Source organism: Acidovorax sp. SUPP2825 (assembly GCF_030158995.1).
In the GTDB taxonomy this organism is placed as follows: domain Bacteria; phylum Pseudomonadota; class Gammaproteobacteria; order Burkholderiales; family Burkholderiaceae_C; genus Paracidovorax.
On sequence record NZ_BQXK01000061.1, the window covers coordinates 1 to 1,016 of the forward strand.

Genomic DNA, 1,016 nt, shown 5'->3' on the forward strand with positions numbered 1-1,016 from the left:
GGCGTGTTCAGATGGTCCGCATCGATGGCATACAGCCTGCCGTTGATCTGCGCGGCAATGGGCATCGGCCCGTTCGCGGTGGGCAGGTAGATGACCTCGGTGCTGTCCATCTCGCCCGCCAGTGCTGCGCTGTCGCTGCTCCGCCGGCTGCCGTACTGCCCCAGCACGGTGCTGCCGATACCGTCCTCCGCATAGACGGTCTGCTGGGTGAGGGCTGGGTTGTTCGCCCCGGACAGCCGAGCATCGCTCTTGAACACGCGCTGGCCCAGGGCGTTGTAGGTGTAGCTCACAGCCAGTGCGTTGGCCGGGTCGGCGTTGGGCCCCGCCTTGGCGATGCGGCCGTCCACGCCGTAGTGCAGGTAGCTGTCGCCCTTCCTGGTGATCGATCCGGTGGCGTCCTGGTTGTAGCTGACGTTGGTGGTCTGCGCGCTGCCGCCCGCGGGCGTGAAGGTCTGCGTGTAGCCGCCCAGGCGGTTGCTGTTGCTGGCGAATTGGTAGTCGCGCTGCAGCGTGGCGGTGCCCCCTGCCGTGCTGCTGCTGTAGTAGCTCTGGCTGCGGTTGCCGTTGGCATCCCACGCGTAGCCGCTGGCGTTGGCCCCGATGGTGTCGCTCAAGGTCGTTCCGCTGGGCAGCGTCAAGGTGTTGGGCGCGCTGTGCGCGCTGGCGGTGAGCCGGCCCACGGCGTCGTAGCTGTACGCGCTGGTGAGCGCCACCTGCTGCGCCACCGTGCTGCTTTGCGTGGGCAGCATGTGCTGCTGGGTGATCTGCGCGATGCGCCCGGCGCTGTCCCAGGTCAGTTGCAGCAGGGCGCTGGCGGCCAACTGGCCCGCGCTGGTGTAGCTGCGCTGCTCGGCCAGCGGCGCGGGGTTGCCGGGGGTCTGCACGAAGCCGGGCCATTGCCAGCCGGTGGCCTGGCCCAGCGGGCTCCAGGTGATGCCGCTGACCAGCGGCTGGCCGTTCCACTGCAGCCCGGTGAGCTGGCCGGTGGCGTCGTACTGGTGCACCAGTTGGCGCCC

At 69.5% G+C, this 1,016-nt stretch carries 1 pseudogene; it reads right to left on the bottom strand.

Annotated features, from left to right (window positions below):
• A pseudogene (locus AVAK2825_RS24690) lies at window positions 1–1,016 on the bottom strand (hypothetical protein); the annotation flags it as partial.